The sequence below is a fragment of the Chitinophagales bacterium genome (assembly GCA_020635995.1).
Taxonomy (GTDB): Bacteria; Bacteroidota; Bacteroidia; order Chitinophagales; family UBA8649; genus JAFMKE01.
Window position 1 is genome coordinate 802259 of the sequence record JACJYS010000001.1, and the last position, 13187, is coordinate 815445.

At 31.0% G+C, this 13187-nt stretch carries 7 protein-coding genes; 4 read left to right on the forward strand and 3 right to left on the reverse strand.

Translation table 11 applies throughout. The features are described 5' to 3' along the window. Positions 1-62 precede the first annotated feature (62 nt). Entirely contained in the window at positions 63-179 is a 117-nt protein-coding gene (locus H6578_03490) for a lipoprotein (protein ID MCB9226225.1), read from the forward strand. 20 nt (positions 180-199) lie between these two features. Here the strand turns inward: H6578_03490 and H6578_03495 are convergent, their stop codons facing one another. Then, complete coding sequence (locus H6578_03495) at positions 200-1855, reverse strand: M1 family metallopeptidase (GenBank protein MCB9226226.1); 1656 nt, start codon at positions 1853-1855, stop codon at positions 200-202. Between the two features lie 101 nt (positions 1856-1956). On the opposite strand from H6578_03495, the gene H6578_03500 reads away from it, so the two are divergent. The 3 genes from H6578_03500 to H6578_03510 are packed head-to-tail and all read left to right on the forward strand — an operon-like array spanning position 1957 to position 5564. Continuing rightward, positions 1957-3579, forward strand: a complete 1623-nt coding sequence (locus tag H6578_03500) for a CTP synthase (GenBank protein MCB9226227.1) — start codon at positions 1957-1959, stop codon at positions 3577-3579. A gap of 22 nt (positions 3580-3601) precedes the next feature. Next, positions 3602-5317, forward strand: a complete 1716-nt coding sequence (locus tag H6578_03505) for a M23 family metallopeptidase (GenBank protein ID MCB9226228.1) — start codon at positions 3602-3604, stop codon at positions 5315-5317. A 46-nt stretch (positions 5318-5363) separates the two neighbouring features. Beyond that, a complete protein-coding gene (locus H6578_03510) occupies positions 5364-5564 on the forward strand; it encodes a hypothetical protein (GenBank protein MCB9226229.1) in 201 nt (66 codons plus the stop codon). 3 nt (positions 5565-5567) lie between these two features. Here the strand turns inward: H6578_03510 and H6578_03515 are convergent, their stop codons facing one another. Continuing rightward, positions 5568-7862: a BamA/TamA family outer membrane protein gene (locus H6578_03515; protein ID MCB9226230.1), complete on the reverse strand. Its 2295-nt coding sequence runs from the start codon at positions 7860-7862 to the stop codon at positions 5568-5570. 409 nt (positions 7863-8271) lie between these two features. Further along, positions 8272-13158 (reverse strand): translocation/assembly module TamB domain-containing protein, encoded by a 4887-nt coding sequence (locus H6578_03520; protein MCB9226231.1) that lies wholly within the window; start codon positions 13156-13158, stop codon positions 8272-8274. Positions 13159-13187: the final 29 nt, after the last annotated feature.

The following is a 13187-nucleotide window of genomic DNA, read 5'->3' on the forward strand; positions in this document are numbered from 1 at the left end:
CCTTTTATCAAATACAATTCTTTATAAACAATAAAGCAAGTTTACCATTGCGTTTTAAGATTATGAAAAAAATAGCAATCATATTAATCTTATTAGTTGCTTTGTTAAGCTCATGCTCTACTCAAAAAGATTGCCGTGGCAGTGTAAAACACAAATTGCCTAACGGTATATGGATGTAGAAAACAATTGGATAAAAGCTCTAATACTCGCTTAGCTTGTAGTAAAACTGCTCTTGATTAAACTTTACTTTATCTTTTTTCTTCTTTTTAAAATCGTATTGTTGAAGCTGATTAGTGCCGTTTAATCTTGTTTTATTATCTCCAATTTTTACTTCAAAAGGCATAGCAAAATCGCCAACATTGGCTATCCATTTATATTTTAAAGTGTAGTTTTTGCCTTTAACTTTATCTATATTATACATTAATTTTGGTACATCGGCATAATATAAGTACTGCATAAAAATAGGCGTTAAATCTAACCCTGTTTTCTTATTAAAAAAGAACATTACATCATTAGCATTTATGGTTTTATAAGCAAATTCTTCATTCATTTCTTTTAGCAAGCTAAACCATAAATCATCATTATTAACCACATGGCGTAGCGTGTTTAAAAACAACATTCCTTTGTTATACATATCGCCATCGCCTTCTACATTTACACCATAAATACCTGCCATAGGAGCACGGTTGCCTATGTGAGGTTTTTTAGCATTAACATATTCTTGGGCTTTATTATAATCAAACATACACTCTACATACAATGCTTCAGAATAAGTACAAAAACTTTCATGTATCCACATATCTGCCATATCTTCTGTGCTTATTAAATTGCCCCAGTACTCATGTCCCGTTTCGTGAATAATTATATAGTCAAAATCTAATCCAATACGGCTATAATCCATGCCCGCATAACCTTTTTTATATCCATTTCCATAAGCTATAGCTGTTTGGTGTTCCATACCTAAATATGGTGTTTCTACAAGTTTGTAGTTATCTTTCCAAAAAGGAAATTTACCAAAATACTTTTCATAGCAAGCCAGCATGGGTTTTACCTGCTCAAATTGCTTTTTAGCTTTTTCTAAATTATATGGCATTACCCAATAATCTAAACCCAGTTTATCTCCATCTTGTGCAGTGTAGGTATCTTTAAAATTTACATAATTTCCTATGTTTAAGGTAATATTATAATTGTTTATAGGATAAGAAACTTTCCATGTCATTAATCTTTTATCTCCTGTTTCTGTATTTTTTTCAAGTAATCCATTTCCTACAAATACTAAGTTTTTAGGTATAGTACAAGTTACCCTCATGCTGTCCGGTTCATCGCTTAAATGGTCTTTATTTGGCCACCAAAGGCTGGCACCTATGCCTTCGCAGCTTACGCCCAACCAGTCTTCTCCATCTTCATCTTTTTGCCAAGTAAAACCTCCGTCCCAAGGTGGATTATTAGCTATTATTGGCTTACCATGATAATAAACCCTCATTTTTTGTTTGCTTCCTTTCTGCATTATTTTAGGGAAAGAAACAAACACGGCATTATAATCTCTTAAATACTTCAATTTTGCTCCATTATAAATAATAGAATCAATTATCATATTGTCAAATAAATCTATTTGCAAGGAATCGCTATTTTCTACCATGCTGAAATATATGTCATTATATCCGCTAATAGATTTATTTTTAAAGCTAACATCTAAGTTCAAATTATAATAAGTAACATCAAAAGCGGTACGCTCGGGGCGAAGAGAACCTCTTAAAGTATCGCCTCTATTATATTGGTTCGGGTTTCCGTCTAAAAGCTGGGCATTAACTAAAAAAAGGCTAAGTGTAAAAAAGGTAATTAATATATTTTTCATCATAAAATTTATAAACAATAAAGTAGTGGCTAAATTATTTAAAATAAAATTAGCTAAGCACAAAAATATGTATAATTTTGGGCAACCAATATTTTCAAGTCATGTCTAAGTATATTTTTGTAACAGGTGGAGTAACTTCTTCTTTGGGAAAAGGTATTTTTGCTGCGTCATTAGCAAAGCTACTTCAAGGTAGAGGATATAAAGTTACTATACAAAAATTTGATCCCTATATTAATGTTGACCCAGGTACGCTAAACCCTTATGAGCATGGCGAATGTTTTGTAACAGATGACGGTGCTGAAACAGATTTAGACTTAGGTCATTACGAACGTTTTTTAAATATACGTACCAGCCAAGCAAATAATGTTACTACGGGCAGAATTTATCAAACGGTAATAAACAAAGAACGGGCCGGAGCTTATTTAGGCAAAACTGTACAGGTTATACCTCATATTACAGATGAAATAAAACGCAGAATGTTACTTTTAGGCGAAAGTGGCAAGTACGATATTATAATAACAGAGCTTGGTGGCACTGTAGGCGATATAGAATCTTTGCCTTATATAGAAGCTGTACGTCAGTTGCAGTATGAATTAGGCAAAACCAATAATATAGTTTGCCATTTAACTTTAGTGCCTTATTTAAAAGCTGCTGGTGAGCTAAAAACAAAACCTACGCAACATTCTGTTAAAGAAATGGCAAGAAATGGTGTGCAACCCGATATATTAGTGTGCCGTACAGAACACGATTTAGAGGAAGATATTCGTAGGAAATTAGCTAATTTTTGTAATGTAGATTACGATTGTGTTTTGCAAAGCATGGATGCCCCTTCTATATATCATGTGCCTATGGCTATGGAAAAAGAGCATGCCGATAAAACTATTTTACGCAAGTTAGATTTGCCTTACGAAGGAAAATCTGATATACGAGAATGGGAAAGTTTTGTAGATAAGCTTAATCATCCTAAAAAAAGTATAAAAATTGGTTTAATAGGTAAATATGTAGAGTTGCAAGATGCTTATATTTCCATTAACGAAGCTTTTAACCATGCTGGAGTAGTGCATAATTGTGCGGTTAAAGTAAAAGCTATTCATAGCGAAGAAATAAATAAAGAGAATGTACAGCAAAAGTTATTAAAATTAGACGGAATATTAGTGGCTCCTGGTTTTGGAGATAGAGGAATAGAAGGAAAAATAGAAGCTATAAAATATGCCCGAGAAAATAATATACCGTTTTTAGGTATTTGCTTAGGTATGCAATGTGCCGTTATAGAGTTTGCCAGAAATGTTTTAAACTTTAAAAATGCTCATTCTACAGAAATGGATAGTGCTACACCTTATCCTGTTATTGACATAATGGAATCGCAGAAAAATATAGATAAATATGGCGGTACAATGCGATTAGGACAATATGAATGTAAAATAGAAAAAGATAGTCTTGCGGAAGAAATATATAATGAAACCACTATACAAGAACGCCACCGACATAGATATGAATTTAACAATCAATATTTAGTTGATTTTGAAAATGCAGGAATGGAAGCCACCGGAATAAATCCTACAAATAATTTGGTAGAAATAGTAGAAGTAAAAAAACATCCGTTTTTTATAGGCGTTCAGTTTCACCCGGAATATAAAAGTACCGTAGCCGAGCCTCACCCACTATTTAAAGCCTTTGTAAAAGCATCTTTAGAACACAAAACCGCAGCAAAAGTAGAACTGTAAAAATTCTTACTATCCATTAATTATGCAAAAAATATTTTTTTTACATACACTTTTCACTCTGTGTTTTATTCATCTTTCATTAGCTCAAAACTATAATATTCCTCCGGATTATTTCCGTTCGCCTTTAGATATACCTTTGTACTTATCCGGTACTTTTGGAGAGCCACGAACCACACATTTTCATACGGGAATAGATATAAAAACTGCCGGTGTGCAAGGCAAAAATATTTATGCCGTGGCAGATGGCTATATTTCTCGGGTTAATGTTTCGCCTTATGGCTATGGAAATGCTTTGTATATAACGCACCCAAACGGCTATGTTTCTGTTTATGCCCATCTTAAAAATTTTAAAAAAGATATAGAAAATTGGCTGAAAGAACAGCAAATAGACGAAACCAGTTTTGCTGTTAATTTAGAAAGCTTACCACCAAACTTATTTCCTGTTAAAAAAGGAGATATTATTGCCCATTCGGGAAACTCAGGTGGCTCTGGTGGTCCTCACTTACACTTTGAAATACGCGACAGCTTAGAACATCCCATTAATCCACTTTATTTTGGCTACGATTTGCAAGTAAAAGACAATGCTAAACCCAATATTTACAACATATTTTTTTACAATATTGACGAAGCAGGAAATCCTTTAAGCAATAAAAAAGTAACCGCTACAAATTTGGGTTATGGTACATACAAAATTTCAAATACGCAAAATGTAAATACTTCAAAATTGGGCATAGGGGTGCATACGGTAGATTTATTTACAGGAACTTCTAATAAAAATGGAGTTTTTGAAATAAAAATGTTTGTTAATGACACATTGCACTATCATTATAGAGTAGATGAATTAGATTTTAATTTTACCAAACACGTTTATTCGCATTGCGATTATTGGGCTAAAAGAAGCAATAACAATACGGTGCATAAATGTTTTGTAGAAAAAGGGAATAAACTTAAAGTATATCCTGAGTTGGTTAACCAAGGGATTATTAATTTAGAAGACAATAAACCTAAAAACATAAGCGTAGAAGTTTTAGATTTTCACGGAAATAAATCAACTATAAATTTTAGCGTAGCAAAGGATTTAAACACCACTTATTTTATTAACAGCACTAAAGATTTTCAGTTTGATTTTAAACAAAGCGATTCAAACGCCATACAGTACAACGATTTTAGATTAATACTACCCAAAGACGTACTATTTACCGATTTAAAATTTCAATTTTCCCGAGAAGGACAGGGAAAGTACAGCCAAATTTACAAGGTACACGATGCTAAAGTGCCCGTAGCCGGCTATTTTGATATTTCTATTTTACCTACCAATATAGATACCACAAAATTGGATAAATACTACATTGCTTATAATGATTACAACGGAAGAAAAAGATATGCAGGTGGTACATTTAGAAACGGTTACTTGAATACAAAATCAAGGGCATTGGGTACTTATTTTATAGATATAGATGAAGATGCACCCGTAGTAAAAGTAGCTAATATTTATAACAATAAAAAAATGACTAATTTTTCTACCATACAGTTTACCGCCAGCGATGCTACAAGTGGAATAGCCGAATACAATTTGTTTATTAATGGAAATTGGGCAGTACTGGAATATGATGCTAAACGCAATTTATTTACTTATTATATAGATGATTTGGTAAAGCAAGGCTCTAATGATTTAGAGCTAATTATTTTAGACGATAGGAGCAACGCTACGGTAGTAAATTATACTTTCACGTACTAATTTGGCACAACTCTTGCGTTTTGTTAAGTAATAAAATTGAAATGGTATGAAAACAACAAATAAAGTATTATTAGGATTATATGTAGTGTTAGGTTTGTTTTTAAGTTCTTGTGGAGAAGTGTGTGTAAGATGCGAGAATGGAGCTACCGCAGAAACAGAAACAGAATGTTTTATAGATGATAATGAAAGAGCTGAATATGTGGCTACCAGAGAAGCCTTAGGTTTTACATGCAATAACAAAGAGTAAGTTTTAAAATGGATAACCAATAGCTACATTAAAAACTAAGTTTTTTTGTACCCACGGTCTAAATCCACTTTCAGGAAACTGATTTATCCATCTTTCGCCACTACTGTTAAAAGGCTTGTAAATGGGAATACCAACATCGCCACGCAACACAAAAAAGTTAAAATCTAAGCGTAATCCAACGCCCGAACCAACGGCAAGCTGCTTATAAAAACTATTAAATTTGAATTGGCTGTCTGGTCGGTTTACATCTTCTTTTAAAAGCCACACATTTCCTATATCAGAAAAAATAGCACCTTTTAAAAACTTATAAATATCAAATCGGTATTCTAAATTTACCATTAGTCGCACATCGCCCGATTGTTCTATGGGGTTTAAATCTGTAGTGGCGGTTTCAGAAGTATAACGCCCCGGCCCTACCGAACGAAACTGAAAAGCTCTTAAAGTATTGGGCCCACCCATATAAAACTGCTTTATGTATGGCAAAACATCACTATTGCCATAAGGTATGCCTATGCCGGGATTAAAACGAGCTATAAACATACTGAAATTATTAGGTTTTATGTAGTAGCGTAAGTCTGCATCTAATTTGGTGTATTGTGCAAAAGGCGTTTTAAATATTTTGTAAGGCAAAGTCTTATTTTTATTTAATATTTTAGCAATAATAAAGCTCTCATTTCCGGCATTTTCTATCATTCCCGAAAAATATAAGTAGTGTTTATCGTAAGTGTTTCTTTGTGTACTTACGGAGTAAGTATAGTTTCTACCTATAATAACACTGTTGCTAAAACTGGTTTTTAACGCAGGATTATTATTTACTAAATCATCAAATTTTTGAGTAGTATTTAGCAGGCTAATAATATTTACAAACAAAGGCTGAAAAGCATGATTGTGTTTTTTTTGATTTTGCCAATCGTATTTATAATTGAAATTTAAACTATTTAAAGTGTAATAAGCCAACCACTGCTGATAATTTTCTAAAATATTTATGGTAGTAGTAGGTATTTTGTTTGATAATATTTTTCGGGGCGTAGCTCTAATTAATAAGCGGGGCAAAGCTAAACTCATTTCAAAGTTGACATCTAAAATATTTAGAGCGGCTTTTTTATCTACCATTTGAAACTCTGTACCTGCCGATGCTTTAATAGTAAAATTTTCTGCTCCTTTTATCAAGTTTCTATTGCTATAACTTAATGCCACAGATGAGCCTAAGAAACTTCGGTTAGAAGTGCTGGCTTCTATATCTGCTCTAAAACTTTGATGCTGCCCCGGTGTAAGAAATACATCTACTCTTAAACTGTCATTATCATCTTTTGAGTATTCAATATCTACAAAACTAAATACGCCTAAATTATTTAGCCTTTCTGAAGTGTATTCGTAATTTTTTAATGAAAATAAATCGCCTTTTTCTATTAAAATATTATTGTAAAGTGCTTTTTTACCTACAAAATCATATTCTCTTCTAAAAGCCATTTCTTTGTAATAAAAACTACCTACAAATCCTTTTTTTACCTCAGCATCTTTATTTCCATTAAAAGTAGGATATACATTAATGCCACTTATATGATATTTCTGTAGTTTTTCTTCTCTATTTTGTTGCTTTATTTTATAGTGCAGGTTTACTTTATTATCGCCCAGCGAAGTATCTACCACAAAAAATATATCGCTTATATCAAAATCAAAATAGCCTAAACTGCGTACTTCTTTAGCCAATGTAGTTCTATCCAATTCCATTTTGTTTAGGTTGTATGCCTTGCCCTCTTTAGTAAGCAAATGTTTATAATTGGCAAAAATGGAGTCTAATTCTGTATTAGTTTTGGGGTAAATAATACTGTCTATAATGGTTTGTTTGCCATTTTCTATTTGATAAGCTACAGATGCTTTATGTGTTTTTTCGTTTATGGTAGAGCTGGTATAAGTATTAAAATATCCATTGTCTTGCATGCTTTTATCTATATAATTTTCAAGTACATCTACATTTATATCATCAATTAATACAGGAGCTTCGCCAAATTTATTTTTGAGCCAATACTTAAAACCTTTTTCTTTTTTTGGTTTAACTTTTAAATGAAACCACAGCTTAGTATAAAATAAGCCTAAAAACTTTTTATTGGGTTTGGGGTACAAATCTTCTTCTAAATTCTTTTTCAGTTCCTTTTTTTGACTAATATATTTTTCATTAGTAAAAGAAATATCTGAACCGGTGTAAAGTTTATCTTCTTCTTGTAGATATTTAGTAACATTACAACTTTGAAAAATCAAAGGCAATAAAAATAATATGACAAGTTTTTTGAAGTTCACTATTTTTTATAACTATTTGTCTTTTTACCAATAAATTATGTTCTGAGATAGATTTTTTTTGGACGCTTAAGTAATTTGAGTTACAGTTTGTAGTCTTTTACTTTTGTCTTGATACAAAAGTAACAAAAAATCAAGACTGTAATCAAAAACACTAAAATGCTATAAAACAGACGAGGACAAATTAATGTATGCTCAATTTCAGTTTTTCTAAAGTATTTTCACTTGTAGGAGCATACTAATTTGTCTATTTACTGTTTTATAAGTTCATTCATTTTAGATGTCTGTTTTACACCATTTCTTAACGCATTTTTGATTAAGGTCATGTAAAAGTGCACCTCAAGTTGTAGCTTTTTTTTTATAAAGAAAAATTAATAGAAAGCACTTCTTGGTATCTTTGTAGATGGTCATACTATTTTTTCTTTTTAAGTATTTTGCCAAAATTAGTTTGATAAGAAAATCCTGCTCCTGTTTTCCATACATTAGATTCATTTAACGCATCATAATCCGATTTTTGAAACACTCTAATGTTTAATTTTCCGTCTTGTGTTATCTTGTAGCGTATTTCAAAATTGCCCGCCACATTGCTTAAAGCTCCTTTCTCTTGCCCCGATTCTAAACCTACATTTCCATCTACAGAAATGGTTAGCCTGTCATCTAATAATGATTGACTAACGCCCAATTCTATATCTGTTATTTGCTCGCCATTTTCATTTATACTATTTTTATATTGGTCAACAGCAAGGTTTAATTCTAATCCTTTTGCATTGCTTGCCAGTTTATTTAGCTGATTACTTATCATACCACTTAAACTCCTTACCGCATTTGAAGTTCCTGCCGATGTAATATTGCTGGTGCTACTGCTTCGGGTTGAAAAATTATTGAAAAGCAATAAACTAAAAACCTGTTTATTAAGTTCGTTGGGGTTGTTTTTTATCTTGTTAAGAGCCTGTACAGCACTATTATTTATACTATTAGAAGCACTATTGGGCAATTCTATATCAAAATTAAGCTCAGGATTTAAAAGGTTGCCATTTATTTTTAAGTAAACATTTACATCTGTTTTTCTTTTATACTCGCTGGCATCGGCTTCGCTTAAAGCCGTATTTTCACTTTCTACTAAACCTAAAGTTGTTGCTTTTGTTTTGTAAAGTGCCGTTATATCCAACAGAGCATTTTCCGGATTTCCGGTAAAAGTAATTTTACTATTTTGTGTTATGTTAAAATTCTTTTTTATGACATTTTGAAATGAAAAGCGATAATTTCCTTGATTAATTTTGTAAACTCCCGTTATATCTAAATCTTTAAAAGGTGGCATTTTTACCGATAAATCTCCATTGCCGTTAAAAGCTAAATTATCGCCAGTAAGTGGGTCTATTACTACCACAATATTGGCATTTTCATTTAAAACTACTCTTAGGTTTAAATCTACAGCGGTAGAAATTTTGTAACTCATTTCTGCTATACTATCCATTTGTGTAGCAGAATAATCACTGCCGTCCATAAAAATTACATATTCTTCTTGCTTAGCAACAGCCTGCTCATCAAGAAGTTGTACAGTTAAATTAGAGTTTTTTGCTTCTATTGAACCGGAAATTTTAGGCAATTCCGTATCGCCTGCAATATTTAGTAAAGCCTTAGCTACAAAATTGCCATAAAAAGGAATATCCTTTGTTTTTTTAGAGTTTAAAAAAGTAAATTCCTCTGCACTAAAATTTAGGTCATAAGTAAAATTTTTATAAGATTTATGCCATACAGTTCCTTTTAAATAGGCAAATCGGTTTTTATCGTCTATTAAAATTATTTCCGGGTGTATTTCTTTAGTTACAATATTTAATTTCCCCGAAGAAATTTTATAAGAAGAGCCAATAGGAATGGCAAAAGCACTGACATTGCTTAAACTTAACTGCCCGTTGGTTTCTAAGTTTTCTAAATTTCCGGTTATCATCACATTCCCCGTCATTTTTCCGCTTATATCTTTAGCATAGCTCTGTACAAAAGGCTCTATGGTAGCCAGCTGAAATTTATTTATTTTGGCTTCGGCATTTATAGCTCCCGTGTTAATATCATAAGTGGCGTTTGTTTGCAAATCATTATCATAACCTATTAAACTAATATTGGCTTGAACTTTATCTTCTAAAATATTGGCACTAAGTTTTAAATCTCCGGCATCTATATCATTAATTTGCAAAGTATTTAAAGCTAAATTTCCTTCTATGGTTTTGATACTGTCCATGCTTAAAGAAACATTGCCATTAGTTAAGCCATAAAGTTTTAAGGTTTCAAATTCTATTATTTTTTCAATATTATTAATGTTGAAATCGGCAAAAGAAAGATTTAATTTTTTATCTGCCACACTTACGCCTATAGATTGATTGTCTTTATAAAACTTAATAGTAGGCAGTTTTTCCATAATTTGTTTTATATAAAACGGATTAGACTGCGAAAATTGCCAGTTTTCTGTTCCTAAAATTATGGGACTATTTACAGAAAACACAGCATTATTATTTTCAGTAAAGAAATTAGAACTTAAAAATAAATTTTGTTTAGCACCAATATTTAAACTGCTTGTGCCTGTATTATTATTAAAATCTGCTTTCAAATTTAATTTAGGCAAATATCCCCAATCGCCTAATATTACAGAATCAATACCTAATAAATTGTTAAACGAATTTTGTGTGCTTTGACTGTTTAAATTTATGTTTTGAATGGTATAACTCTGATATTTTACTTCGGGAATATTCAAAATCATATCCATGCTTTCATTTTGAGCATTTAAGTCAAAACTTAAGGTAGTTTGCTCTAATTTACTAATAGGCACTTTAAAAATTTCTAACAATTTTGTGGCATCATTTACCATAAGTTCAAGGTGAATTTCTTCATCACTAAGAGCAAAATTGCTACTGTCTTTCTCCATAAAAATAGAACTAAAAGGATAATGTTTATCTAAGGAAGTAAGAATTATTTGTCCAATATTTTTTATGTCGTATTTTCCTGTTAGGCTACCATTTATAATTTCTGAACTAACAAAATATGAAGTATTTCCTTGTTCTCCTTTATCGGCTTTAAGCACTAAAGAGTCCATTTCCCATTTATCCTTTTTATTGCTAATATTAATGTTAGTAATTTTCAAATTTCCATCAAGATCCTGCGGTTTTAAGCCTGTGAAATTGGCATCTATGTTTAAATTTCCCATGATAGGAAAAGTGGTTAAATTAAGATTTTGCGTATTTATTTTATTAAGCTCTGCTCTAAAATCTACTTTAGGAATTGCTGTGCTAAAATCTACTAAACCGTCAAAATTAAAATTCAAATTATTGTCGTCTATATTTAGTTTTCCGTTAAAAGTATTGTTAGCCACTTCGCCCAACACCAGTATATTTTCATAGGTATATCCATTAAAAGTAATATCGTGTATTTCGCCTTCTACATTAGAGTTTAAACTGTCTAAACTTAGTCCTTTGCCATCTAAAGTAATATCGGCATTTATGGTTCCAAGGCTGTCGCTGTTTGCCAATATGCCAAGGTTTAAATCACTTACACTTATAAAACCTTTGTATTTTGCATTGCTATAATTTGGGTTAAAAGCTATGCCTAATTTTGTTTGGGCTTTTCCAATGTTGGTTTCCAGCAGTCCGTTGGTAAAATATCGGTGCAAATCGCCTTTTAGTACGCCTTTGTAGCTTATTAATTTAATGCTATCTAACTGCTGTGGCAGCGAATCTACAAAAATACCGATGGTAGAAACTGTAGTGTTGAATTTTGCAATATTAAAATCGTAATTCAATTTTTCGGTATTTAACAAATTATTTACTTTGCCTTGGCATTTTAAGTCAATATTTTTAGCACTTAACAAACTCAAATTTGCAATATTTAAAGATTGCAAACTGCCATTTACAGTAGTTTTTAATTTTATATTGCCAAATTTTAAGTAATTATTCTTAATTATATTTTCTCCTAAAATTTGTTGTAAATCTTTAGCAAAAATATTGGCACTCAGTTCTAATCCTTTTGTATTTAGCTTGTTGATGTCAAGCAAATTTTCAAGATTTCCATTTGCTATTATTTCGTTATTTGCTGTTGTTAATTTTAAATTATTTAAGTCTATATTATTAACTTTTCCATTTATTTTGCCACTTACTAAAACCGAATTATTAGCCACAAAATCTTTTTGTAAAAAACTATCTAATTGAGGTACAAAATAAGCTAATTCATTTAAAGAAATATTTACATTTGCAGCATCAACATCAAGCAGTAAATTAGGCGAAAATGAAGCTAATTCATCAAAATTTTGATAGCTGATTTTAGTGTAAAGTTGAACAGTTGTGTAATCCATTTTAAGATTTAACTCTTCTACCGTAATATTTTGAGGTTTAAATAAAACTGAAGCTGTAAGGTTTTCAATATTTATTTTATTATTTAAGTTTGAGCTCAATTTATTTACTTCCACTTCTACTCCAAGGCTGTCAACTACTGTATTGTTTGCCCATAAATTAATATCTTTTACATTTATGTAATTAGCATTAAACTTTTGATTTGAAGTATCATTACCAAGTTGATATTTGAAGTTACTTTCTTTAATTTTTAGCTCATCTACATTAATACTTACAGGAAAACCGTCAAAAGGGAAACTCGTTGGAATATCGTTTAAAAGTGTATCTGCGGGCATTTCATTATTTTGCCAAATAGAAAAACCGTTTAGTTGCTCAATATTTATATAATTTATAGAAAAAATGAGTTTGTTAATGTCAATTTTGTTGGTTTTTACACTTAAATTTTTAGCTATAAACTGATTTTTCCCACTAAGTAAATTAAAATCTATTTTAAAGTTTTGAAGCTGAACTTCACTTATATCAAAATCTATATTGCTTTTCGTTTTTTGAGTAGTATCTCCTGCAAAAGCATCTATAAGAAACTGAAAATTAAAAGTGCTGTCATGCTGCTGATAAATATTGGCTACCGTATTGTTTAGTAGTACTTTATCTATATATATTTTACCTTTCAACAAATGCAAAATAGACATATTTACATCTAAATTTTGAGTGTAAAGGAGTGTATCTTTATTCAAATCTTCAATATACAAGCCTTCTAAACCCACTTTATCAACAAAATTGATGCTTAGTTTGTCTAATTTTATAGTGGCATTAGTTTTTTTAGAAACAAATTTTAGAGCTGTTTTGGCTAACTGAGTTTGAACATAAGGTAATTTTAAAAGCAGTAGCAACACTAATAATAGCAGTAAAGCAAAGCCCATTACTTTAGCTGTTTTTTTTATAATATTTTTAGCGTTTATTGCCATTTAGATTTCAAATATAATGCTATTACTAC